This window comes from Pseudomonas sp. S3_G06 (assembly GCF_054667565.1).
In genome coordinates this window covers 859,450-883,476 of record NZ_CP162738.1, presented here as the reverse complement: position 1 = coordinate 883,476, position 24,027 = coordinate 859,450, and the positions used below count along the sequence as shown (strand labels likewise).

The following is a 24,027-nucleotide window of genomic DNA, read 5'->3' as shown; positions in this document are numbered from 1 at the left end:
CATGCTTTCCAATTACCTGGGCGAGTTTCTCGCATTGGCCACCATCCACTTTCTCGCCGTGGTTGCGCCCGGTCCGGACTTCGCCGTGACCATCCGCCAAAGCGTGCGCTTCGGTCGCCTCGTCGGCATCTGCACTGCGCTGGGCATCGGCGCGGGGATTTCCGTGCACGTGCTATATACCTTGCTCGGCGTCGGCGCCTTGATGCACACCACGCCGTGGCTGCTGACTGTGGCCAAAGTGGTCGGTGGGGCTTACATCCTCTATCTGGGCGTCAGCCTGATTCGCAGCAAACCGAAGAGCAGCGTCGAAGGCGAAAAAACCGCCGATGAGCCGCTGGTTGAACAGTCACTGTTCAAGGCATTCAGCACCGGTTTTCTGACCAACGCGACCAACCCCAAGGCCACGCTGTTTTTCCTGGCCATCTTCACCACGATCATCAGCGCCAGCACACCGCTGCAGATCCAGGCGTTCTATGGCTTGTGGATGTGCTTCGTCAACGCGCTGTGGTTCGTGATCGTCGCGCTGTTTTTCTCCAGCAACAAAGTGCGCCTGCTGTTCATGCGCCTTGGACACTGGTTCGAGCGCAGCATGGGCGTCATCCTCATTCTGTTTGCCGGACGCCTGATGCTGTCGATGTAACTCGCACAAAAAAAGTCCCTGCATCAGCTGCCGGGACTTTTTCATTTGTGCGCCTCTTTTGCATTTCTGTGCGACAGATCAAGTTTGTGACTCCCTCTTCACCTGCTCATGGTGGTAGGTTGCAAAATGTTTCTGCCGCAAGCGTCAGACATTTTTTCCCAATCTCTAGCAAAGGAATGCCTGTTACATGGTCTTTTCCCTGAAAAAACTGGCCGCTGCCACGCTCGTCATGGCCAGCCTCACAGCGTTTACCAGCGCCGCACAAGCCAACATCACTGCCGAGCAAAGCGCAGCGATCCTGAAATCCTTCGACGGCAAGAACCTGACGGACTTCCGCAGCTTCCTCGGCAGCCTGGCGAAAAGCGACCTGGCCAAGACGGATAATCTCAACCCGTCCATCCGCGCCTTCCTCGACAACAAGACCCTGAACGCCGAACAGCAGAATGAAATTCACCGTCTGCTGGGCATTTATACCCGCGTGAAATATGGCAAGGCTGCACTGGAAACCCTGCGCCAACTCGTCGAGATCCCGACCTTCCGCAAGGACGGCGTGGAGCAACACGACAACCCGGAATTCATCAAGATTGCCGGCGAGATCCAGAAACTCGCCGAATCCTTCGGTTTGAAGTTCCGCAATGTCGATAACCGTGTCTACGAAATTTCTCTGGACGGCAAAGGCGACGAAGTCGTTGGCATTCATGCCCACGCCGATGTGGTGCCGGTAACGCCGGAAAACTGGGTGCTGAAGGACGGCACCAAACTCGACCCGTTCAAAGTCACGCTGATTGGCGATCGCATGTACGGTCGCGGCACCGAGGATGACAAGAACGCTATCGTCGTCGCGCTGTACGCCATGAAAGTGATCAAGGACGAGAAGCTGCCCCTGGCGCGTAACTTCAAGCTGCTGGTCGACACCACCGAAGAAACCAGTGGCGACGCCATTCCTTATTACTTCGAACGCAATCCCACGCCAACCTACAACATGGCGCTGGACGGCGGTTATCCGGTGGTGATTGCCGAGAAAGGCTACGGCACCGTCATGGCCAACTTCGCCAAGCGCAAAGCCGAGGGCAACGGTGCGGAAATCGTTTCGATGACTGGCGGCAAAGCGACCAACCAGATTCCGTCCGCTTCGGTGGTCACACTTGTAACCGACAAGCCAGCCGAGCTCGCCGCCAGTCTGCAAAAGGCCGGCGACGCTTATGCCAAGGCCAACGGCGGCGATTTCGAAGTCGCGGCAAAGGTTGATGGTAAAGACGTCAAACTGACCGTGACGGGGGTTTCTGCGCACTCCTCCGAACCAGAGTCCGGCGTCAACCCGGTCGCGCGGATGCTGAGTTTCATCAACAGCCTGGACGGCAAAGTCGCGCTCAAGCACAACCAGTTCACCGATGCCGCGCGTTATGCCGATGACAACTGGGGCCTGGATTATCTGGGCAAAAAACTTGGCGTCGGTTTCTCTGACTCGTTCATGGGGCCACTGACCACCTCGCCGACCTACGTCGGTGAGGATGACAAAACATTCAAGCTGGCGGTGAATCTGCGCGTACCGAAGGGCAAGTCTCCGGAAAAGCTCAAGGCTGAGATCGCTGAGAAACTGGACGCCTGGAGCAAGAAGACTCATGTCGCTGTAGCGTTCGACTATTCCGTGGCCGAGCCGATGTATCGCAACCCCGAGGGTGAGTGGGTCAAGGCGCTGCTTGCCGTAGCCAGCGAAAACCTCGGTATGAAATCGGAATTCGGTACTTCCGCTGGTGCGACGTCGGTTCACGAATTGCCGAACGGCGTGCAATTCGGCCTGGCGCGACCTGAGGCCAAGTACACCGGCCACACCGATGGCGAATTCAAGACCGTCGAGCAGTTCCTGCTGGATCTGCAGATCGTCACGGAAATGATGGGGCGTGTCGGGCAGTTGCCGAAGCTGTAAAGCCCTGCCTGAGCCCGATCATTGATGACCGGGCTCAAATTAAAAAAGGACCTGTGAAAAGGTCCTTTTTTATTGCCGCCACAAAACGCGCACAAACAAAAACGCCGATCATTACTGATCGGCGTTTTTGTGAAATTGGAGCGGGAAACGAGACTCGAACTCGCGACCCCGACCTTGGCAAGGTCGTGCTCTACCAACTGAGCTATTCCCGCAAATGGCGTCCCCTAGGGGACTCGAACCCCTGTTACCGCCGTGAAAGGGCGGTGTCCTAGGCCACTAGACGAAGGGGACACGCTACCCGGAACACATGGTGTGTGTTTCGGTGTCCAGATCCGCATCCGAAGATTTGGTTCTGGTTTCACTCAGCACCGCCCGAAAGCACTGCTGTTTAAAATTGGAGCGGGAAACGAGACTCGAACTCGCGACCCCGACCTTGGCAAGGTCGTGCTCTACCAACTGAGCTATTCCCGCATTGGCGTCCCCTAGGGGACTCGAACCCCTGTTACCGCCGTGAAAGGGCGGTGTCCTAGGCCACTAGACGAAGGGGACACACTACAACATTCACTCCCTGCCGCGTTTCGCTGTGTGCTTTACGCTGCAAGTGGCGCGCATTCTATGGATGGATTGAGGGGTCGTCAACCCCCTGATATAAATTTATTTAAATCAATGACTTCGACCTGGATTACGGGCCGCGTAGGGCTTTTCCGTCGTCCGAAACCTGACGCCTATATTCCGCCACTCGCCAAGACGTTATAGTCACCGCACATGATGGCAATCTGCACATCAAGCGCCAGCATTCATCTATACAGCTGGCGGCCGATACAGATTGCAGCAGCCGATCAAACCCGTCGATCGGCGCTAGGCGCCTAAATGCCCAGCCACTACACTCGCATGCGAACCCTATGAAGAGGTCTTACCGGTGACACCACTCATGATCACCCTGCTAGTCGTAGCCGGGATCGCAATTCTGATCGCCATTGGCTACATGAACCATGTGGTGGAAAACAACAAACTGGAGAAGGCCCGCACCAAAGTCGAACTCAACGACCGCCTGCGCCGCTGCGGCGAACTGACCGAAACCTTCCCCGGCCAGTTCATGACCCCGGCGCTGAAACTGCTGCTGACCCGCCTGGAACTCAACGTCTGCCAGCGCCTGCTCAATCTGGAAAAGACCAGCGCAACCACCAAGGCCCGCATCACCGAACTCAGCGCCCTCGTTGCCCAAGGCGAATCGATCCCGGTGAACAACCCGCCCGCGCCGATCCTGACCGAAGCCAAAGCCAAAGACGTGCGCTTCCTCCTCGAAGCCCTGCACGGCCAGATCACCCGCGCCGCCCACGACGGTTTCCTGCCACCGAACGAAGCCAAACAATGGATTCGCGAAGTGCGCCACATCCTCGTGCTGCTGCACATCGAGTTCTTCAACAACCTCGGCCAACAGTCACTGCAACAAAACCAACCCGGCCAGGCCCGCCTCGCCTTCGAACGCGGCGTGCAATACCTGCGCAAACAGCAGGACCCGCAGATGTATGCCGAGCAACTGCAATACCTGGAAAAACTCCTCGCCCGAGCCAACGCCCAGGTCATGGACAAGATTGCCCCGGTGGAAGGTGAAGAAAACCAACTGACCGCCGGCTTGAAGGATGTCGAAGCCGATGCGGACTGGAAGAAGAAAGTGATTTACGACTGAAGCGCGAATACTGGTAAAGAAGCCACCGTTACAGGTGGCTTTTTTGTGGCCGACTTGAAAGAGGATGTGACTTGAAGACCGCTTTCGCGAGCAGGCTCGCTCCCACATTGGGAAGCAGTGTTCTCAGCTAAAAATCGGTCGGCTGTCAGGCCGCCTTCGCTGGCAAGCCAGCTCCCACAGAAAAGCAAAAGCGGATATTCACCCAAACCCCAAGAGCCTGGTCAGCCCAAAGGCCGCCAAGACTCAAAGCCGAAAATGCCCAACCATCGAGCGCAACTCCCCGCCCAACTGCGCCAGCTCAACACTCGAAGCCGCATTCCCACGCATGGCCACGGAAGAGTGATCCGCGCTCGCACGAATCTGCGTAACACTGCGATTGATCTCCTCCGCCACTGAACTCTGCTCCTCCGCCGCCGCCGCGATCTGCTGATTCATCTGCTGAATCAACGACACCGCCGCCGCAATACTCCCCAGCGCACTCTCGGTCTGCAACGCATCACTGACCGCCAGCTTCACCAGCTCGCCACTGCTGCGAATCTGCTGCACCGACGACTGCGCCGCCGCTCGCAAGGCGCTGACCAAGCGCTCGATCTCCTCGGTCGATTGCTGCGTGCGCCGCGCCAGTGCACGCACTTCATCGGCCACCACCGCAAACCCCCTGCCCTGCTCGCCGGCCCGCGCTGCTTCGATCGCCGCGTTCAGCGCCAACAGATTGGTCTGCTCGGCCACGCTCTTGATCACCTCAAGCACCGTGCCGATATTCTGGATCTCGGCACTGAGGCTCTCGATGCTGGAACTGGCCGAGGTCGCTGAATCCGCCAACTGCTCGATCCGCGCCATGCTCTGGCGCACCACCTGCTGGCCGCTCTCGACCTTGTCATCCGCCGTCTGCGCCGCCAGCGCCGCCTCTTCGGCATTGCGCGCAACGTCATGCACGGTGGCGGTCATCTGGTTCATGGCGGTGGCGACCTGCTCGGTTTCCTCCTTCTGGCTGTTGACCTCCAGATTGGTCTGCTCGGTCACCGCCGACAGCGATTGCGCGGAACCGGCCAAGCGCTCGATCCCGGCCTGCAAGCCGCTGACAATCGTGCCGAGGCCGGCAGCCATCTGCTGCATCGCCAACATCAGCTGACCCATTTCATCGCGGCGCGTCACCTCGACCTTCGCCGTCAGATCACCCGCAGCAATCTGTTGCGCCACACGAATGACACTGCGCAGCGGCGCAACGATCAGGCGCGTGATCAGCCACGCGGCGAGTAATCCGACCAACAAGGCCAGCGCCGAAGAGCCAATGATCAACACCGTATTCTTTTTCAGCTCTGCCTGCATCGAAGCATCTTCGGCGACATAGGCCTGATTGACCCGGTCCACCACCTGCGCCGCGCGCTGATGCAGTTGGTCGTAAACCGTTTTTTCTTGCGCCAGCAAACCGGTGTACTCAGCCAGTTTCTCGTTGAATCCGGCGATATGCCCCGACACTTCGTTGAGCACCGTCAGATAGCCCTCGTCCTTGACCGTGGTTTTCAGCGCCTCGGCCTGCTCCTGTGCTTGCGCGGCCTGTTCGATGTTGCCCTGGCTGGCATTGTCGGCATCGCCCTTGCGGCTCTGATCCAGACGCACCCGCGCTTCGTTCATCGCCTGCAGCATCAGTCGCGAGACCTGACTGACCTGATTGGCCTGTTCGATGAACTGCGCGCCGTCCTTGCCCTCGGTGTCTTTCAACGTATAAGCGCCATCATCGGCCAGCCCGCTCTGCAACACGTCGAGGTTATTGGCCACGCTGGACACCGACCAACTGGCCATCTCCAGCGCAAGGTCCTTGGCCTGGCTCAGCGAGACGAACTCATCGAAGGCCTTGCGATACGCGCCCAGGGCTTGCTCGACATCGCTCATCACCGGCACATTGGCCGGGGAATGTGCCTTGAGCTCGCCGGCAAGAGCGATCAGCCCATCGACGCCTTCGCGCAAGGCATCGGCGGTTTTCGGATTGCCGCGCAGGGCGTATTCCTGCTCGAGCAGGCGCACCTTGAGCAGGCCGCTGTTGAGCGCGGACATCTGCTTCAAGCCGTCGAAACGCAGGCTGATGGTTTGCAGAGACCAGACACCGATCGCCGCGACCAATGCAGTCAGCAGCAAGACCAGCACAAATCCGATACCCAGTTTTTTCGCCATACCGAGGTTGGCAAAACGTCCTTGCACGGCCGAAATCATTGCGCGTAGTCCCCTGCCAAAGTCTGTTGCCGAAGATTCGCAACGGGCTCGAACCAGCACAAGACTCTGGCGTCGGAATAATGGCAAAAAGCTACGCCCGCGTCGTTTTCAGAATGCTGGAGGTCGATCCGCGCAAGTATTGCGAAAAAACTGCCGGGCGCGCGGGTCGCAGGCGCAGGCGACATTGATGCGCTGCCAGTCACCGCACTCACCGCTTAGACTGAAAGCATCCGCTGCCGATAACTCCAGCCCGCAACGCTGGGCCTGCCTGCGTACCGACGCCTGATCGCTCGACCGTGCGCGCGCCCAGATGAACAGGCCGCCAACCGGCTTGCCGAACACTTCCCACTCGGCATCTTCCAGGGCCTGCAAGGCCGCCGCGCGATCGGCATTCAAGCGCTGGCGCTGGCGCTGCACCAGTTTGCGATACGCACCGGTCGCCATCAGCCTGGCCAGCACCGCCTCGGCCAGCCTCGAGCAACCCAGGCTGCTGATCATCTTGACCTCGGCCAGGCGCTTCAGCAGTTCGCTGTCGCCCAGAACAAAGCCGACCCGCAACGAACTGCTCAGTGTCTTGGAGAAGCTGCCGACATAAATGACCCGGCCGCCATGGTCCAGCGCCGCCAACCGCGTACCGCTGCCGGTGTGCAGATCTGCGTAGACGTCATCTTCGATCACGCGCAGGTCGTAGGTCTGGCTCAACTGCACGATACGCTGGGCGACCGCAGGCGTCAGGCAGCTGCCGGTGGGATTGTGGTGATGGCTGCCGATGAACAAGGCAGTGGGACGAAACTGACGCAGCACTGACTCGAGCATGTCGATGTCCGGCCCGCTCGGTGTCCGACGCACTTCGAGCATCTGTACGCCGTGCAGGCGCAGCAGGTCAAACAACGGTGCATAACCAGGCGTTTCCACCACCACGCAGTCGCCGGCCTTGAACAGGGTGCGCACGATCAGATCCAGCGCATGACTGGCACCGCTGGTACTCATGAGCCGAGCACTGCAGGCGTCGATATGCAGCAGTTTCAGGCGCTTGGCAATTTGCTCGCGCAACGCTGGCAGGCCCAGCGGCGAGCTGTAGTTGAACAGGCTGGCCATGTCGGTGCGCGCCACCTCGCGTAATGCGTAGCTGAGGTCGTCGGGCTCACGCCAGCTCGGCGGCAAGCCTCCTTGCCCCAAGATCAAGCGGCCCGTCGAAGCGCTCACCTCATCACACCACGCATGGCGGCCCTCGAACACTGCCAGTTCCGAGTCCGTTTCGCGCAACGGCGGCGAGGCCGCGACGATGAATCCCGCGCCCTGACGCGTGCTCAATACGCCCTGCGAAACCAGGCGCTCGCAGGCTTCGACGACACACGACTGGCTGAGCAGATTACCCCGGGCGATTTGCCGTACGGAGGGCAACCGGGTGGCCGGCGGGATACCGCTTTGCACAATCCAGTCAGTCATTCCGTCGACGATCTGCTGCACGACCGGCACCATTGCCTGTCGATCAATTCTCAGTTCCATGAGCTCGCAAACTCCTGTCAGTTTTGCTGGCAGCAGTAAATCACAGCCGCGCCGCCGAGGCTGTGCGACAACACCGCCAAATGCGGCAGTTCTAACGGTTTGATACACATTGTTTAGCGGTATTCACACGGACCAACCGCGAGGTACAAAAAACCCGCACGCAGGCGGGTTCTTAAAATTACGGCAACTTTCAGAACGCTGTCACGCCGCCATCCACCGCCAGCGAATGCCCAGTGGTGAACGCTGCGCCATCGCTGCACAGATACAGCACCGCGCTGGCGATTTCCTCGACCTTGCCAATGCGCCCGACCGGGTGCATGGCGTTGGCGAATTCGCCCTTCTTCGGGTCGGCTTCGTAGGCACGGCGGAACATGTCCGTATCGATCACTGCCGGGCACACTGCGTTGACGCGGATTTTCTTTTTCGCGTATTCGATCGCCGCCGACTTGGTCAGGCCGATCACCGCATGTTTCGATGCCGCGTAGATGCTCATTTTCGGCGCTGCGCCCAGCCCGGCTACCGACGCCGTGTTGACGATCGCGCCACCTCCCTGCGCCAACAGCAACGGCAACTGATACTTCATGCACAGCCAGACGCCTTTGACGTTGACACCCATGATCGCGTCGAACTCGTCCAGCGTACCGTCGGCCAGTTTGCCCTTCTCGATTTCGATCCCGGCGTTGTTGAAGGCATAGTCGAGACGACCGTAGGTATTGATCACCTCATCCATCAGATTTTTTACATCGCTTTCCACCGTCACGTCGCAGCGCACGAAGGACGCTTCGCCACCGGCGGTACGAATCAGCGCAACCGTGCCTTCGCCTCCAGCCGCGTCGAGGTCAGCCACCACCACTTTCAGGCCTTCGGCGGCAAACGCCAGGGCTGTCGCGCGACCGATGCCGTAGGCGGCTCCCGTGATTACAACCACCTGACCGGAAAACGTCATGCTCATGGGTATGTCCTCGAATGCAAAAAAACTGAGAGATGTTGGCGTCGCAGCATAGCCAAGGGCAGCGAAAGCACGTCAGCACTATGCAATCGCTGTTTACCGGCGCATGCGCCGCAGTGATGAAACCCGCCCCGTCACCATCACTGCACTGGATCGACTCGCATTCGCCGTATCAGCCAACCTTGCGACATCGCCGTTGAAGAGCTATCAACAAGGCTTCATTCCATTCGAGTGCCTGTCATGACCAACCAGACCAATCGCCAGTTCCTGCTCGCCAAACGCCCGGTGGGCGCCGCGACCCGCGAGACTTTCACTTATCAGGAAGTACCGGTCGGCGAGCCACAGGCGGGACAGATTCTGGTGAAAAACGAATACCTGTCCCTCGACCCGGCCATGCGCGGCTGGATGAACGAAGGCAAGTCCTACATCCCGCCGGTCGGTCTCGGTGAGGTCATGCGCGCACTGGGCGTGGGAAAAGTCATCGCTTCGAACAATCCTGGCTTCGCCGTCGGCGATTACGTCAATGGCGCCCTCGGTGTGCAGGATTATTTCCTCGGCGAGCCGCGCGGCTTCTACAAGGTCGACCCGAAACTCGCGCCATTGCCACGCTATCTGTCTGCACTGGGCATGACCGGCATGACCGCCTACTTCGCCCTGCTCGACGTCGGCGCCCCGAAAGCCGGTGACACCGTGGTGCTGTCCGGCGCGGCCGGTGCGGTGGGCAGCGTGGCCGGGCAGATCGCCAAAATCAAAGGCTGCCGCGTCGTCGGCATCGCCGGCGGGGCCGACAAGTGCAAATTCCTCATCGACGAATTGGGTTTTGACGGCGCCATCGATTACAAGGCCGAAGACGTCGTGGCCGGTCTGAAGCGCGAATGCCAGAAAGGCGTGGACGTGTACTTCGATAACGTCGGTGGCGACATTCTCGACGCGGTGCTGAGCCGCTTGAACATGAAGGCGCGCGTGGTGATCTGCGGCGCGATCAGCCAGTACAACAATAAAGAAGCGGTCAAAGGCCCGGCCAATTACCTGTCACTGCTGGTCAATCGCGCGCGGATGGAAGGTTTTGTGGTGATGGACTACGCCGGGCAGTTCGCCAGCGCCGCCCAGGAGATGGCCGGCTGGATGGCCAACGGGCAGCTCAAGAGCAAGGAAGATGTGGTTGAGGGACTGGAGACGTTCCCGGAGACGCTGATGAAACTGTTCAACGGCGAGAACTTTGGCAAGTTGGTGTTGAAGGTTTAAGGCCCGCCTGAAACCAATGTGGGCGCGAGCCTGCTCGCGAAGCGGTGGATCAGTCGATAATGATGCCGACTGACACTCCCTCTTCGCGAGCAGGCTCGCTCCCACAGTCGGATCTTCAATAAGCTTTAGGAAATTTCGGCTACGACTGCGGCCAACGCCTGCGCCGGATCTGCTGCCTGGCTGATCGGACGGCCGATTACCAAGTAATCGGAACCGGCATCCAGCGCCTGACGCGGGGTCAGAATGCGCCGTTGGTCGTCCTGCGCGCTGCCCGCCGGGCGAATCCCCGGGGTCACCAGTTGCAGCGACGGGTGCGCGGTTTTCAGCGCCGACGCTTCCAGCGCCGAACACACCAGACCGTCCATCCCGGCCTTCTCGGCCAGCGCCGCCAGACGCAGCACTTGTTCCTGCGGCTCGATATCCAGACCAATACCGGCCAGATCCTCGCGCTCCATACTGGTCAGTACGGTCACGCCGATCAGCAACGGTTGCGGACCACTGCGCTTGTCCAGCTCTTCACGGCAGGCAGCCATCATGCGCAGGCCACCGGAGCAGTGCACGTTGACCATCCACACGCCCATCTCGGCAGCGGCTTTCACAGCCATCGCGGTGGTGTTGGGGATGTCGTGGAATTTCAGGTCCAGAAACACTTCAAAACCCTTGTCACGCAGGGTGCCGACGATTTCCGCCGCGCAGCTGGTGAACAGTTCCTTGCCCACTTTGACCCGGCAAAGTTTCGGGTCCAACTGGTCGGCCAGCTTCAGTGCGGCGTCACGGGTGGGGAAATCCAGGGCGACGATGATAGGAGTCTGGCAGGCGGACATGGATGGGCTCTCAGGCTGGTCGAAAACGGCGCGCATTGTAGCGGAACCGGCGGCGGCGCGGCACCCGATGATCGGTAAATCGTCGCGCTGGCGGTTATCAGCTTAGCCCGCACGGCTATTGTGTCGACTTCGATACACAGCCGACACGCCGGCAACACGCACCCGGGTTAGCCTCGCCCTGCGCAATACGCCCTTACAACAGCACTTCCCGCCTCTCGGCCGGACGCCTATGCTGAAACCACCCCTGGTAGTGAACAGCCCCATGCACAGCACCCCGACAACCGTGACGGATGAAAGCAAAGACGACAAGCGCTGGAGCATCCGCGCGCTGATCGTCGACGATGACGTGCCGATCCGCGAGCTGATGATCGATTACCTCGCCCGTTTCAACATTCACGCCAGCGGCGTCACCGACGGCGCGGCGATGCGCCAGGCGCTGCAGGGCGAACATTTCGACGTCATCGTCCTCGACCTGATGCTGCCCGGCGAAGACGGCCTGTCGCTGTGCCGCTGGCTGCGCGCCGAATCGGACATCCCGATCCTGATGCTCACCGCCCGCTGCGAACCCACCGACCGCATCATCGGCCTCGAACTGGGCGCCGACGATTACATGGCCAAACCGTTCGAACCACGCGAACTGGTCGCCCGCATCCAGACCATCCTGCGCCGCGTGCGCGACGACCGCAGCGAACAGCGCGCGAACATTCGCTTCGACAACTGGCGCCTGAACAGCGTCCTGCGCCAAGTGGTCGCCGACAATGGCCTGGTAGTGCCCTTGTCCAACGCCGAATTCCGCCTGCTCTGGGTCTTCATCGAACGCCCGCGCCGCGTGCTCAGCCGCGAACAACTGCTCGACGCCGCTCGTGGTCGCTCGATCGAGGCTTTCGACCGCAGCATCGACCTGCTGGTCTCGCGCCTGCGACAGAAACTCGGCGACGACCCGAAAGCCCCGCAACTGATCAAGACCGTGCGCGGCGAGGGTTACCTGTTCGACGCACGGGACATCGGTTGATGAAGGCGCGCTTCGACACCCTGTTCGGTCGCCTGTTCGGGGTGCTGTTTGTGGCGATTGTCCTGGCGCACCTGCTGGCCTTCGCCTGGTTCAGACTCTACGGCCCTCCTCCGCCCCCACCGCCGCCCGAGTTCTCAACGCACATCGACGGCCAACCGCCCATGCACACCGCTGCTTACCCACCGAGGCAAACACGCCCCTGGTTCGGTGGGCCGGTGGTGCCGCTGACCTTCCAGTTCATCACCCTGATGATTGCCGCATGGTACGGCGCAAAGCTGCTCAGCCGGCCGATCCAGCGCCTGAGCGACGCCGCCGAGCGCCTGAGCGAAGACCTCGACAGCGACCCCCTCGACGAATCCGGCCCGCGCGAAGCCCGGCAAGCGGCGTACACCTTCAATCTCATGCAACGGCGCATCCGCGAACAGGTCCAGCAACGCGCGCGCATGCTCGGCGCCGTCTCCCACGACCTGCGCACGCCACTGTCACGGCTGAAACTGCGTCTGGAAAACATCAGCGACGACAAACTGCAAAGCCAGATGCGCCAGGACCTGGACGACATGATCGGCATGCTCGACGCCACCCTCACCTATCTGCACGAACAACGCACCAGCGAAGCCTTGCAGTTGCTGGACGTGCAGGCGCTGGTCGAATCGCTGTGCGAAAACGCTCAGGACCAGGGCGCCGATGTACAGGTCAGCGGCCACTGCACGCCTTTGCCAGTACAACCGATGGCGCTGCGCTCGTGCATCAACAACCTGCTGGACAACGCCCTGCGTTACGCCGGACAGGCACGGATTGAACTGCTGGAACAGCGCGAAGAATTGCTGATTCGGGTGATTGATCACGGGCCGGGGATTGCTGAGGACCAGCGTGAAGCCGTGTTTGAACCGTTCTACCGACTGGAAGGCTCGCGCAACCGCAACTCCGGCGGCGTGGGACTGGGCATGACCATCGCCCGCGAAGCCGCGCAGCGGCTGGGTGGGCGGTTGGATCTGGAAGAAACACCGGGTGGCGGGCTGACCGCCATTGTCCGCTTGCCACGGGGCTGAGGCTCAGCCGACTTGAAGAGGGAGCGAGCCTGCTCGCGAAAGCGTCTGATGATTCAATGCCTTGGTTGAATGTATCGGCCTCTTCGCGAGCAGGCTCGCTCCCACAATGAAACTGAGTGTATTCGGCAGATATTGGTTGGATGTGAGGGCGCTATCGCTGGCAAGCCAGCTCCCACAGGGATCGAGTGGTTTCAGAGAGATATGGGTGGCTGCCAGGCCGCCTTCGCGAGCAGGCTCGCTCCCACAAAATCAAAAGCCAAAGCAAAGCAGCGCCGCTGCCCGCGGCGAAGCCGCCCCACTCAACAATGAGCGCAAGCTCGAGTGCTCTTGATCTTGATCCACCGGCGACGTCGGAAGGCTGAGTGGAGGGATTGATCCGGGCGTGGGAGCGCAGCGACCGTCTGGCGCAGCCAGACACAGCGGAAGGAGGTGCAGCGAAGCAAACCGTAGCCGCTGCGCCCGGATCAGTCCCGCAGCGAAGGAACCCGAGCCTGCGAGGGCCGAACGCAGGAGCTAGCGTTTTTTGCTTACTTTTTTTGGCGCTTGTAAAAAAGTAAGTCGCCGTCAGGCGAAACCGCCAGCCGCCGCAGCGAAACATTCGGATATTCACACCAGACAAACCCAAGCATGGTCGGCCCAAAGGCCGCCAAGCCCCCCCTAGACCCGAGCCTGACTCTTACTCCAATCCGTCAAAAGACTATAAGCCACCGCCAACAACGTAGGCCCAATAAACAACCCGATAAAGCCAAACGCAATCAACCCGCCAAACACCCCGAGCAACACAATCACCAACGGCAGATTGCCGCCACGGCTGATCAGATACGGCTTGAGCACATTGTCCACGCCACTGATGATGAACGTCCCCCAGATCCCGAGGAAGATCGCCATCCCGTACTCACCCTTCCACACCAGCCAAGCCGTGGCCGGCACCCACACCAGCGGTGGCCCCATCGGAATCAGACTCAGCATAAACGTGACGATCCCCAGCACCAGCGCCCCCGGCACCCCGGCAATCAAAAAGCCGATCAACGCCAGCACCGCCTGCGCCGCCGCCGTACCAATCACGCCGTTGACCACCCGCTGCACCGTGCCCGCCACCAATTCGATGTAATAACCGGCACGATCGCCAATCAAGCGCTGCAACAGACTGTGCACAAACGCCGCCAGTCGCGGCCCGTCACGGTAGAAAAAGAACACGAACACCAGGCTCAGCGTCAGCTCGAGAATCCCGCCGCCGATCTGCGCACTGCGCGCCAGCAGCCAGTTACCGACCTGGCCCAGATACGGCTTGATCGAGACCATCAACGCCGCGCCCTGCTGATCGATGCTGTCCCACATCGCCACCAGTCGCTCACCAACCAATGGCACGCTGCCAAGCCAGGTGGGCGCTTCCGGCAAACCGTCGACCTGCACATCCTTGATGAATGCCGTGGCATCGCGCACATGATCGGCAAGATTGAAACCCAGCCACACCAGCGGCGCCGCCACCAGCAACATCCAGCCCAGTGTCAGGATCAACGCGGCCAGCGATTCGCGGCCATTGAGCGCGCGGGTCAACAAACGCATCAGCGGCCAACTGGCGAACGCCAGCACCGCGCCCCAGAACAGCGCCGACCAGAACGGCGCCATCACCCACAGGCTGGCACCAAACAACACCAGCAGCAGAATCTGCACCAGCAGGCGATCGTTATTGAGCATGGAAAGTCCCGGCAAAGTCAGTCAGCGAAAGAGTAGGCGAACACCGCGTGCGTGCTCGCCCGGCACAGCTTATCGCAACAGGTCGATGCGCAGGCCAGAGCCTTCGAGATTGCCGGTTTCCATCCGGGTCGCCCGCACACCCTGAGTGATCAACGCCTGGCGCCAGGCTTCGGCCTTGGGCCCGGAAACCGTGACCCGCAAGGTCGTGTCGAGATTCAGGCCACGGGAAATCAGGCGCAGCCAGGTGGCATCCGGCTCATCAGCGAGTTTCGGGAAATCCAGCTCGCCGGTGCTTTTCAACTGGCGCAGCAGGGTCGCCGAGGTCGGCAACAACTCGCCCAACGGCGCAGTCGCCTCGAACTGCTCGACATGCAGATAGGCTTTGCGATTGCCGCGGGTGATGCTGTAGAGCGCCACCAGCGTGTTGTCCTTTGGCGCCGCCAGCCTGAGCAACAGATAGGCCTGTTGTTCGTCAGAGCCATACAGCTTGGCGTTGCCGAACACCTCGTTGGCCCACAGGCTGCTTTCGCCGCAATCGCGGGCCTGGCACCAGAACAGCAATTCGGCATCCTGCTGTTGCAGGGCTTCGCGGGCGGCAGTAAAGGCTTCGGTGGCGGAATGTTCCGGCGGCAACTCGTAGGTTACCGAGGTGGTCTGGCCGCGGGCGGTGACCTGGCCGTCGAAGCGCAACTGGCCGCTGATCTTGCGGATCGAGCCCAGCGGGTAGATGCGCTCCAGCTCGGCCGCCGGGCGATAGTCGACGATCTGTGCGTCGGCCAGACGCGGCACGATTTGCAGATCCTGGCTGCCCGGCACATCGGCAGCGAAGGACAAGGAGCTGAAGCAGCACAGCGCGAAAAGACTGAGTGGCCGCATAGTCAGGCTCACCGGACGGTCATGGCTGGGCGGGTCGGGGTCGCAGCGGTATAGAAATCCATCAAGTTTGTCTCCTGTTTCAACCCGCCCAGCCTCGGCAGTTGCCGGTAGCAAGTCAAGGCATGGCGAAGAAGCGATTGAAACAGTCTGCTACAAGACCTGCGCCAGCCTCGTCATTCAGGTGCAGATGATGCCCGCCCGGCAACTGTTCGTGACTGAAGGGTAGACGCTGCAGCAACTCAGGATGCCTGGCCAGCATGCCATCCGCCGCGACTACCAGATGCGCCGGGCAACTGACGCGCGAGGCAAACGCCATTGCCTGTTCTTCCGTCAGGCGCAGCGGCGATGGCAGGGTCAGGCGATTGTCGGTGCGCCAGGTGTAACCGCCGGGGACCGGCATCAAACCGCGCTGGGCCAACAGTTCGGCGGCCTCGCGACTGACTGCCACCAGGCCCTTCATCCGCGCCTCGATGGCACGCTCGAGGGTGGTATAGACCGGTTTGCGCTTTTCGCGCAGATCAAGTTGCGCTTGCAGGGCCATGCCCATGCGCTCTGCGGCGTTTTCGCCTTTGTCTGTCGGAGGAATCACGCCATCGATGAGCGCCAGATGGCTGATGCGTTCAGGCAGCGAACCGGCCAGCACCATCGAGACAATCGCGCCCATTGAATGTCCGAGCAGGCCGAAACGCTTCCAGCCCAGCTGCTCGGCGACTTGCAGCACATCATGGGCGTAGTCCCACAGGGCATAACCGGCGCCGTTCGGCCGATGCGCGGAATGACCGTGGCCGGCCATGTCCAGCGCGACGATACGCAAACCGTGGAGCTTCGGCGCCAGCCGCGCGAAGCTGTTGGCGTTGTCGAGCCAGCCGTGCAACGCGATCACCGGCAGGCCGTCCTCGGGGCCGAACAGATGCGCGGCCAACTCGATATGCGGCAGGTTCAGGCGCACTTCTTCGCAGGTCGGGCTCATGCGCAATCCTTGTTCTGCCGCTGTTCCCAGCGCATGAACAGATTCTTGAGCAGCCGAGCCGTGTCCTGCGGGCGCTCCAGCGGAAACATGTGCCCGCCGGGCATGCTCAGCGCCTCGCCCTGGGGCAGGCGCGAGACGAAACGTGTGTGATGGCGCATGACCACCCGGCTCTTGTGCCCGCGCACGATGGCCAGCGGCACCTGCAACTGGCGGGTGCGCCCCGGACTGGTGTGCGGCACGCCGCGATAAATGCTGATTTCCGTGGCTGGGTCAAAACGCAGACGAAGCTTGTCGTCGACCTGATGCAAACCATGTTGCAGGTAGGCATCGAAGCATTCCGGGTCGAAGCCGCGAAACAGGGTTTTGCCGGAAAAGTAACTGCGTGCACTGTCGAGATCGGCGAACTCTTCACGGCGCCCGAGGGTGCGTCCGGCCGGGGTCAGCCGGTCGATGAAACCAAAGCGCTTGGCCGCGCGAATCACCCACTGATCGGTGCGGGTCAGCACCGGTGAGTCGAGCATCACCACGCCGCGATACAGCTCGGGACAGCGCAACGCCGCGTGCAAGTGCAGCAGACCGCCAAAGGAGTGGCCGACGCCCCATACCGGCTGTTCCTGCTGCTCCAGGTGATGGATCAGTTCATCGACCAGGTTGTACCAGTTGTCGTCCGCCGGAAAACGCGGGTCATGGGCGTGCTGCTCCAGATGCACGACCCGATACTCCGGCGCCAGCGCCGCGAACAACTTGCCATAGGTCCCCGAAGGGAAGCCGTTGGCGTGGGCGAAAAAGATCGGTTGCGACATGCGGGCAAATCCATGAGCGGGAATCGTGGCGTTGATTGTCCGCAAGAGCCGGCGTCGCAGCAATGACCATAACTGCCAGAAATGGTGGTGGAGACGCTTCGCAAGCAAAAGACCACAACACCGAAGGCTGCGATCTTTTGATCTACAACCTGTCAACGCAGCGGCGGCTGTTCCCCCAGCGGCACCACCGCCATGGTCAGGCGCGATACGCAACTGGCCTTGCCTTCATCGCTGGTCAAACGGATGTCCCAGACATGCGTGGTGCGCCCGATATGAATCGGCGTGGCCACCGCCGTCACCCGCCCACTGCGCAAGCCGCGCAAGTGGTTGGCGTTGATCTCCAGGCCGACGCAATAGAACTTGCTGGCATCGATGCACAGATAACTGGCCATCGAGCCGACGGTTTCCGCCAGTACCACCGATGCGCCGCCATGCAGCAGACCGTAAGGCTGGTGGGTGCGATGGTCGATGACCATGCTCGCGGTCAGCGACTGTTCGTCGAAGGCTTCGAAACGAATATCCAGCACTTCGCCAATGGTGTTCTTCTGGATCGCATTCAACTGTTCGATGTCGGGAGTAGTACGCCACAAGCTCATCGCAGACTTCCTTTGTTGTTGTAATCGATGCTCAATCCTGCCACAGCACCGCCTCGCTGCGCGCGCTCCATTCTTCGAAGCGTGCGCCGTAGCGGTCTTCGATGACGTTGCGTTTGATTTTCAGGGTCGGCGTGAGGAAGCCGTTATCCACCGCCCAACTGTCCTTGACCACTACCAGTCGGTGCAGGCGTTCGTGCTTGTCGAGGGCGGCGTTGACCTCTTCCAGCAGCTTTTCCAGGCTCGCGTGCAGACTGGCACGAGGCTCTTGCTGATTGACGGTGGACAGCACGCACAACCCCAGCGGTGCACTCAGGCCATCGCCGACCACGCACACTTGTTCGATGCGTGAATGCACGGCCAGGCGATTTTCGATCGGCGCCGGTGCGACGTATTTGCCCTTGCTGGTCTTGAAGATTTCCTTGAGTCGCCCGGTCAGGCGCAGGCGCCCTTCGCTGTCCTGCTCGCCCTTGTCGCCGGTGCGCAGAAAGCCGTCGGCAGTCAGCGTCTCAGCAGTTTTCTGCGGTTCTTTGAAATAGCCGAGCATGTTGGCCTGGCTGCGCACCTGCACTTCGCCGAACTCATCGATGCGCACCTCGACTTCCGGGCACGGCTGACCAATCCAACCCTGTTTGTACTGCCCCGGCAGGCAGATATGCGAATAACCGCAGCCCTCGGTCATGCCGTACACCTCCAGCACATCGAGGCCAAGTTTCTGATACCAGGCGAGCAAGGTCTGCGGTACCGGCGCAGCGCCGGACAACGCCACGCGCAAGGCATCCAGGCCGAGCCCGGCGAGCACTTTGTGCCCGACCCGCTTGCCGATGAAGGGCAGCCCGAGGAGAAAATCCAGGCGCTGCGCCGGGATCTTGCTGTAAACACCCATCTGGAATTTGGTCCAGATACGCGGCACGCCGAACATTGCCGTAGGCCGCGCGCGCTGCAGATCGGTGATGAAAGTCTCGAGTCTTTCGGCGAAGAACACTGTCTGCCCGGTATAGATCGAGGCCAATTCGACAAACATGCGCTCGGCAACGTGGCACAGCGGTAGATACGACAGCAGCCGATCGTTCTCGTTGAGCCCGAACAGCTGCGTGCCGCGACTGGTGGCGAAACCGAGATTGGCGAAACTGTGCATCACGCCTTTGGGCAGGCCGGTGGTGCCGGAGGTGTAGATGATCGTCGCCAATTGTCCGGCGGCGGGGCGTGGATCGTCCTGGATTGGCGAACAGCTCTGCAGGTCCGCCCAGCTGTAATCGAACTCGCCGGGCGGATGCAGCGGCAGGCTGATGGTCGGCAAACCCGTCGGCACGCCTTGCGCCATGCCTGCCCAGTCATCGAGCTTACCGATGAACGCCAGCGCACTTTCCGAGTGAGTCAGCACTTGCGCAACGGATTCAGCGGTGAGATTGGGGTACAGCGGCACCGACACATGTCCGGCCATCCAGATCGCCAGATCGGCGATGATCCAGTGCGCGCAGTTTTTCGAGATCAGCGCAATGTGGCTGCCGGGCGGCAGCTCCCGTGCGCGCAACCAGTGCGCGGCGCAGCGGGCCTGATGGCCGACATCGGCCCATGTCAGCGTCTCGACCTGACCGCCACCGATGGGCTGCACGAGAAAGCGCTGGCGCGGATGCCGGGCTTCCCGTTCGTAGAACACGTCCAGCGGCAAACGGAAGGCGGCAGACATGCGACTCGCTCCTGTTTTTTTGGTCTGGAGCAAGCGTAGTCAACCAAGCAAGTGCTTGGTTGAATTTTTTACCAAAAGAAACAAGATCAAAAGATCGCAGCCTTCGGCAGCTCCTACATTGGAATGCATTCCTCTGTAGGAGCTGCCGAAGGCTGCGATCTTTGCTTTTAAGGGTGCTTGAGGCTATTGAGCTTCATCGAGCCAATCAGCAGCTCGCTGTGCTCAAGCTCCGCCAGCCCCGCCGTACTCACCCGCTCCGGCGGATGCCCGGCACCATGCTGCAGATAGCTGAGCAGATTGCCCACCAACGGGTTGTGGCTGACCAGCAGCACATTGCTCACCGCGACCAATTGCTCGGCGACCTTGTCCGGATCGCTCTCCGGCGTCAGCCACTCGACCGTACGGATCTCCGGCTCGAACCCCAGTGCCTCGCGCACGATCTGCGCGGTTTGCTGCGCGCGCAGATAAGGGCTGGCGTAAATCGCCGTCAGCGGCTGCCCGATCAGATGCGCGGCGCTGCGCAGGACTTCGTTACGACCATGCTCGGTCAGCTCGCGCTCGGAATCGATTTTCGAGCCGTGAGGCACCGCCTCACCATGACGCAATACCCACAGTTTCATAGTTTGGGCTCCTCATCGCGCACCGGGTGCGCGGCCGGGGCGACGGTGTGCGGCGCTTCCCCTTCCGGGGTGCGCGGCGCTGGCCAGTCGGCGAACGGCCAGGGCTTCTGGTCACTGTGGAACGTGCCGAAGCGGCCAATCTGCGCGAGGAACTGGCTGAGGCTGTCGCCGAAATTCATCAGGCTGGCGCTCGGTGCGCCGTAAATCAGGCGGTAGATCAGTTGCACCAATACCACCGCGCCGAGGATGAATTGCGCGACTTGCCAGACCAGCAGATAAACGATCATCCACAACACCCGCAGGAGGATGGATTCGTACTGGGTTTCGCTTTTCGGATCGTTCATGGCTTGCTTCCTGTCCGTGTAACAGCTGAATCAGTTGAAACCGCTGGTGGAAATAAAGTCGACGTCGGTTTTCGGCTCGGCACGCATCAGTAGACCGATCACCTGCTCCAGCGTGCGTCCCTCGAACAGGATCGCGTGCAGCCCGGCGACCAGCGGCATGTACACGCCGACTTCCTGGGACTTGGCCTTGAGCACTTTGAGGGTGTTGACCCCTTCGGCGACCTCGCCAAGACGCGACACCGCTTCGTCGAGGCTCAAGCCCTGACCGAGGGCGAAGCCGACCTGGTAGTTGCGGCTTTTGGGCGATGAACAGGTGACGATCAGATCGCCAACCCCGGCCAGACCAAGGAAGGTCATCGGGTTGGCGCCCTGATTCACGGCGAAGCGGGTCATCTCGGCCAAGGCGCGAGTGATCAGCATGCTCTTGGTGTTCTCGCCCATTTCCAATGCCACCGCCATGCCGGCGATGATCGCGTAAACGTTTTTCAACGCCCCGCCCAGCTCGACACCGAAACGGTCGGCGCTGGCGTAGACGCGGAAGGTGCGCCCGTGCAGGGCGGCTTGCACCGCTTTGCACAGTTCTTCGTCTTCACTGGCGACCACCGTGGCGGTCAGCGCGTGCTCGGCGATTTCCCGTGCCAGGTTCGGACCGGACAAAACGCCGATGCGCGCCTGCGGGGCGATCTCTTCGAGAATCTGGCTCATCAGTTTGAAGGTCTGCGCTTCGATGCCTTTGGTCAGGCTGACCAGCATCTTGCCGCTCAAACGCTCGGCGTGGGCGGCGAGTACCGTGCGCAAGGCGCTGGATGGCAGCGCGACAAAGCACAGATCGCAGGCATCGAGAGTGGCTTGCAGGTCGGTGACAGCAGTCACCCCCGGCAGAATCTTGATGCCTTTGAGGTAACGCGGGTTTTCGCGGTTGACCCGGATGGCCTCGGCCTGCTCGGGGTCACGCATCCACTGAAGGACTTGATGGCCGTTCTCGGCCAGCAGATTGGCCACGGCGGTACCAAAACTTCCGCCTCCCAGGACCGCAATCGGGCGCTGTTCAGTCATATGCAATCCGTTAATCCATACCAGTGGCGATGCCGGGCATTATACGGCGCGACCCCGTCGCGGCCAGCCCCAGCAACAATTACCGACATTTGTAGGAAGAAGACCAATAAAACCTAGGAAAATGCCTGCAACGTCACTGGAAAAGTCGCCGCCCTCGGTTAACATGCGCGCCAATTCTTCTCTCTGCAGGCTGTGTCGTGTTTTCTGGCCCTCCTCCCCCGCGCTCGCCGCTGCTACTGGCGCTGCTGTTCAGCCCGCTGGTGCTGGCGGACGACCTGTTCGTCGACAGCCAGACGCTGCCGCAGGTACTCACAGCCACGCGGCTGAAACAGACGCCAGCGGAAGTGCCCGGGAGCATGACCGTTCTCGACAGCGAATTGATCAGCGCCAGCGGTGCCCGCGACATCAGCGAGCTACTGCGACTGGTGCCAGGGATGATGGTCGGCAGCATCAACGGCAATCAGCCGGCGGTGAATTACCACGGCACCAACGCCAGCGAAGCACGGCGCATGCAGGTGTTGATCGATGGCCGCTCGGTGTACCGCGCCGGCCTGGCGACGGTGGACTGGAGCGATATTCCGGTAGCGATGGAAGACATCGAACGGATCGAGGTGTTTCGCGGCCCGAACACCGTCAGCTACGGCGCCAACGCGTTGATGGCAGTGATCAACATCATCACTCGCCACCCGGCCGACGGCCACGGCACGCGTTTGAAGATCACTCGCGGCCAGCGTGGCATCAACGACTTTTATGCCAGCCAGGGCACTGGTTGGGATGGCGGCGATCTGCGCCTGTCGCTGTCCGGTCAGGAAGACGACGGTTTCGACAGCGACCGCAACGGCGCCGATTATCGCGACAGTCGGCGCTTGAATCGTCTGAGCCTGGCGGTCAGCCACGACCTCAATGAAGGGCAAAGCCTCGACTGGCAGCTCAACGCCAAGGACGGCAGCAATCAGCGACCTTATACCTACCGCCCGGTGTTCTCGGGGATTACCGACGCCGGGAACAATTCCGACGTGGTGGCCAAGGATTACGCCGGTTCGGTGCGCTGGAACCTCGATATCAACCCCGAACACAGCCTTTATGTGCAAGGTTCGGCGCAGCACTGGGATCGCCAGCAAGTCTGGCGCGCCTGCGATGCCGAGGTATCGTTCAGCCCCGAGCTGGCGCAGCTGTGGCAGCTCAACCCGAATTACACCGAACGGCTGGCGCGCAACATCACCCAGTTCACCGGCCCCGGCGCGGCACCCGGCACGCCGCAGGAAATGGCGCTGGCCAATCAGGTGCTCGAGCAATGGCGCAACGGCGCTAGCCAGACCTTGTGCGGCGATATCGACCAGAGCGCCCGCGAATCGCGCTACGACCTCGAGCTGCAGGACACCCTCAGCCTGGCCGACAGCCTGCGCCTGGTCAGCGGCCTGAATTACCGCTACGACCGCGCCGATTCCGAAACCTATTTCAACGGCACCCTCGACGACACCACCTGGCGCGCTTTCGGCCAACTGGAATGGCGCGCCACCGAGCACTGGCTGGTGCAGGGCGGAGCGATGTTCGAAGACACGCAACTGATCGGCAGTTCGCTGACCCCGCGCTTCGCGGTCAACTACCTGATCAACCCGCGTCATGGCCTGCGCGCGGTGTACTCGGAGGCGATCCGTTCGCCGGACATGTTCGAGAACAACGTCAACTGGAGCTATCAGGTCAGCAACCTGCGACCCTCGGCCTACGGCCAGTCGTCGGCGCGTTATTTCGTCAAGACACGCGGCCCCGGTGATCTCGATCAGGAACACATGCGCTCGCGGGAATTGGGCTACAACGGCTACTTCGCCGAACTCGGACTGGCCGTGGACGTGAAGCTGTTCTACGACGAAATCACCGGGATGATCAGCGAGCCGCTGCGCAACAACCAGTACATCGCCAGCAACGCCAACAGCTCGCGCTTTCGTGGCACCGAAACGCAACTCGACTGGCGCCTCAGCAGCGCCGATCGCTTGCGTTTGACCTACGCCTTCATCGACGCCGAGGCGAGCAATCCGCTGGACCAACAGTTCACCTCGCGCAACAGCGGTTCCGCCGGTTGGCTGCGCAATTGGGGCCATGGCTGGAACAGCGCCCTCTTCTATTACGGCGACAACGCGCTCAACGGCTATCGCTTCGAACGCGTCGACACGCGCATCGCCAAACGCATCGCCATTGGCAAAGCTCAGCTGCAATTGGCCGGCGTGCTGCAACAGCGCCTCGACCATCAGCCGAATACTTTCGTCGACAATAATTACGATGAACGCCGGGTGATGTATTTCAGTGCCGAGCTGGAGTTCTAG

Annotated in this window: 20 protein-coding genes, 4 tRNA genes and 1 pseudogene; 7 read left to right on the top strand and 18 right to left on the bottom strand. The window is 61.1% G+C overall.

Annotated elements, in window-relative coordinates; genetic code table 11:
• The first annotated feature begins 1 nt into the window (after window position 1).
• Window positions 2-640: a LysE family translocator gene (locus tag AB4N47_RS04015; RefSeq protein WP_016773667.1), complete on the top strand. Its 639-nt coding sequence runs from the start codon at window positions 2-4 to the stop codon at window positions 638-640.
• 187 nt (window positions 641-827) lie between these two features.
• Window positions 828-2,567 (top strand): dipeptidase, encoded by a 1,740-nt coding sequence (locus AB4N47_RS04010; protein ID WP_341639300.1) that lies wholly within the window; start codon window positions 828-830, stop codon window positions 2,565-2,567.
• A gap of 136 nt (window positions 2,568-2,703) precedes the next feature.
• Here AB4N47_RS04010 and AB4N47_RS04005 read toward each other — a convergent pair.
• The 4 genes from AB4N47_RS04005 to AB4N47_RS03990 all read right to left on the bottom strand — a co-directional run bounded on the left by AB4N47_RS04005 (window position 2,704) and on the right by AB4N47_RS03990 (window position 3,116).
• Window positions 2,704-2,779, bottom strand: a tRNA-Gly gene (locus AB4N47_RS04005).
• A 3-nt stretch (window positions 2,780-2,782) separates the two neighbouring features.
• Window positions 2,783-2,858 (bottom strand) — tRNA-Glu (locus AB4N47_RS04000).
• A 104-nt stretch (window positions 2,859-2,962) separates the two neighbouring features.
• A tRNA-Gly gene (locus AB4N47_RS03995) sits at window positions 2,963-3,038 on the bottom strand.
• Between the two features lie 2 nt (window positions 3,039-3,040).
• Window positions 3,041-3,116 (bottom strand) — tRNA-Glu (locus AB4N47_RS03990).
• 382 nt (window positions 3,117-3,498) lie between these two features.
• Here AB4N47_RS03990 and AB4N47_RS03985 point away from each other — a divergent pair.
• On the top strand, window positions 3,499-4,257 hold the full coding sequence (locus AB4N47_RS03985) for a hypothetical protein (protein WP_039764159.1): 759 nt from the start codon (window positions 3,499-3,501) through the stop codon (window positions 4,255-4,257).
• Window positions 4,258-4,500: 243 nt separating this feature from the next.
• Here AB4N47_RS03985 and AB4N47_RS03980 read toward each other — a convergent pair whose 3' ends face one another.
• The 4 genes and pseudogenes from AB4N47_RS03980 to AB4N47_RS03965 all read right to left on the bottom strand — a co-directional run bounded on the left by AB4N47_RS03980 (window position 4,501) and on the right by AB4N47_RS03965 (window position 8,929).
• Window positions 4,501-5,364 (bottom strand): methyl-accepting chemotaxis protein, encoded by an 864-nt coding sequence (locus AB4N47_RS03980; RefSeq protein WP_371699606.1) that lies wholly within the window; start codon window positions 5,362-5,364, stop codon window positions 4,501-4,503.
• Window positions 5,362-5,586: pseudogene (locus tag AB4N47_RS03975) on the bottom strand (HAMP domain-containing protein); the annotation flags it as partial. The gene AB4N47_RS03980 and the pseudogene AB4N47_RS03975, both read right to left, overlap by 3 nt.
• Window positions 5,587-6,576: 990 nt before the next feature.
• Window positions 6,577-7,977 carry an aminotransferase-like domain-containing protein gene (locus AB4N47_RS03970; RefSeq protein WP_341639299.1) on the bottom strand — a complete coding sequence of 467 codons (1,401 nt, stop codon included), beginning with the start codon at window positions 7,975-7,977 and terminating at the stop codon, window positions 6,577-6,579.
• Window positions 7,978-8,167: 190 nt separating this feature from the next.
• On the bottom strand, window positions 8,168-8,929 hold the full coding sequence (locus AB4N47_RS03965; RefSeq protein WP_016773663.1) for an SDR family oxidoreductase: 762 nt from the start codon (window positions 8,927-8,929) through the stop codon (window positions 8,168-8,170).
• A 237-nt stretch (window positions 8,930-9,166) separates the two neighbouring features.
• On the opposite strand from AB4N47_RS03965, the gene AB4N47_RS03960 reads away from it, so the two are divergent.
• Window positions 9,167-10,171: an NADP-dependent oxidoreductase gene (locus AB4N47_RS03960; protein WP_341639298.1), complete on the top strand. Its 1,005-nt coding sequence runs from the start codon at window positions 9,167-9,169 to the stop codon at window positions 10,169-10,171.
• 125 nt (window positions 10,172-10,296) lie between these two features.
• On the opposite strand, the gene pyrF is transcribed toward AB4N47_RS03960, so the two are convergent.
• The gene (gene pyrF / locus AB4N47_RS03955; RefSeq protein ID WP_122880424.1) at window positions 10,297-10,995 is read right to left on the bottom strand and encodes an orotidine-5'-phosphate decarboxylase; all 699 of its coding nucleotides are present in this window, start codon (window positions 10,993-10,995) and stop codon (window positions 10,297-10,299) included.
• A gap of 262 nt (window positions 10,996-11,257) precedes the next feature.
• On the opposite strand from pyrF, the gene AB4N47_RS03950 reads away from it, so the two are divergent.
• Window positions 11,258-12,007 carry a response regulator gene (locus AB4N47_RS03950; RefSeq protein ID WP_110601738.1) on the top strand — a complete coding sequence of 250 codons (750 nt, stop codon included), beginning with the start codon at window positions 11,258-11,260 and terminating at the stop codon, window positions 12,005-12,007.
• Complete coding sequence (locus tag AB4N47_RS03945; protein WP_341639297.1) at window positions 12,007-13,056, top strand: sensor histidine kinase; 1,050 nt, start codon at window positions 12,007-12,009, stop codon at window positions 13,054-13,056. The genes AB4N47_RS03950 and AB4N47_RS03945 overlap by 1 nt, the downstream gene beginning before the upstream one ends.
• A gap of 657 nt (window positions 13,057-13,713) precedes the next feature.
• On the opposite strand, the gene AB4N47_RS03940 is transcribed toward AB4N47_RS03945, so the two are convergent.
• The 9 genes from AB4N47_RS03940 to AB4N47_RS03900 form a co-directional block, all read right to left on the bottom strand.
• Window positions 13,714-14,754, bottom strand: a complete 1,041-nt coding sequence (locus tag AB4N47_RS03940; RefSeq protein WP_071173244.1) for an AI-2E family transporter — start codon at window positions 14,752-14,754, stop codon at window positions 13,714-13,716.
• Between the two features lie 69 nt (window positions 14,755-14,823).
• Window positions 14,824-15,630 carry a DUF4892 domain-containing protein gene (locus tag AB4N47_RS03935; protein ID WP_341639017.1) on the bottom strand — a complete coding sequence of 269 codons (807 nt, stop codon included), beginning with the start codon at window positions 15,628-15,630 and terminating at the stop codon, window positions 14,824-14,826.
• Between the two features lie 115 nt (window positions 15,631-15,745).
• Complete coding sequence (locus tag AB4N47_RS03930) at window positions 15,746-16,600, bottom strand: alpha/beta hydrolase (RefSeq protein WP_122880427.1); 855 nt, start codon at window positions 16,598-16,600, stop codon at window positions 15,746-15,748.
• Window positions 16,597-17,403: an alpha/beta fold hydrolase gene (locus AB4N47_RS03925; RefSeq protein ID WP_122700221.1), complete on the bottom strand. Its 807-nt coding sequence runs from the start codon at window positions 17,401-17,403 to the stop codon at window positions 16,597-16,599. The genes AB4N47_RS03930 and AB4N47_RS03925 overlap by 4 nt, the downstream gene beginning before the upstream one ends.
• Before the next feature lie 152 nt (window positions 17,404-17,555).
• Window positions 17,556-17,999: a hotdog fold thioesterase gene (locus AB4N47_RS03920; protein ID WP_016773655.1), complete on the bottom strand. Its 444-nt coding sequence runs from the start codon at window positions 17,997-17,999 to the stop codon at window positions 17,556-17,558.
• A 31-nt stretch (window positions 18,000-18,030) separates the two neighbouring features.
• Window positions 18,031-19,686, bottom strand: coding sequence for an AMP-binding protein (locus AB4N47_RS03915; RefSeq protein ID WP_341639013.1), 1,656 nt, complete (start codon window positions 19,684-19,686; stop codon window positions 18,031-18,033).
• A 167-nt stretch (window positions 19,687-19,853) separates the two neighbouring features.
• Window positions 19,854-20,306 carry a phosphohistidine phosphatase SixA gene (gene sixA / locus AB4N47_RS03910; protein ID WP_341639012.1) on the bottom strand — a complete coding sequence of 151 codons (453 nt, stop codon included), beginning with the start codon at window positions 20,304-20,306 and terminating at the stop codon, window positions 19,854-19,856.
• Complete coding sequence (locus tag AB4N47_RS03905) at window positions 20,303-20,650, bottom strand: DUF4389 domain-containing protein (RefSeq protein ID WP_016773653.1); 348 nt, start codon at window positions 20,648-20,650, stop codon at window positions 20,303-20,305. Before AB4N47_RS03905 ends, sixA begins: the two co-directional genes overlap by 4 nt.
• Window positions 20,651-20,680: 30 nt before the next feature.
• Window positions 20,681-21,706, bottom strand: a complete 1,026-nt coding sequence (locus AB4N47_RS03900) for an NAD(P)H-dependent glycerol-3-phosphate dehydrogenase (protein ID WP_024013958.1) — start codon at window positions 21,704-21,706, stop codon at window positions 20,681-20,683.
• 197 nt (window positions 21,707-21,903) lie between these two features.
• On the opposite strand from AB4N47_RS03900, the gene AB4N47_RS03895 reads away from it, so the two are divergent.
• Window positions 21,904-24,027 (top strand): TonB-dependent receptor plug domain-containing protein, encoded by a 2,124-nt coding sequence (locus tag AB4N47_RS03895; RefSeq protein ID WP_341639011.1) that lies wholly within the window; start codon window positions 21,904-21,906, stop codon window positions 24,025-24,027.